This window comes from Sulfitobacter maritimus (assembly GCF_013346665.1).
Taxonomy (GTDB): domain Bacteria; phylum Pseudomonadota; class Alphaproteobacteria; order Rhodobacterales; family Rhodobacteraceae; genus Sulfitobacter; species Sulfitobacter maritimus.
The window spans coordinates 1-273 of record NZ_JABVBB010000010.1; the positions used below are offsets into that span (position 1 = coordinate 1).

Below are 273 nucleotides of genomic sequence, written 5' to 3' on the forward strand. Positions count from 1 at the left end.
CCTTTCCTCCGGGTACTTAGATGTTTCAGTTCCCCGGGTTTGCCTTTTTAAGCCTATATATTCAGCCTAAAAATACCTGTTTTACCTCATTATTAACTGCGCCGCTGCAAGCCCCAGTGCCGATCCGAAAGGATCGGTGTACCGACCAAAGGTCGGCGCGGAGCGTACATATTGCGAAGCAATAATAACAAAGTATCAGGTGGGTTGCCCCATTCAGAAATCCATGGATCAAAGCTTATTCTCAGCTCCCCATGGCTTATCGCAGAGTATCAC

At 47.6% G+C, this 273-nt stretch carries 1 rRNA gene; it reads right to left on the reverse strand.

The window, feature by feature from the left end:
* Positions 1-273 (reverse strand): 23S ribosomal RNA (locus HTT03_RS00045); the annotation flags it as partial.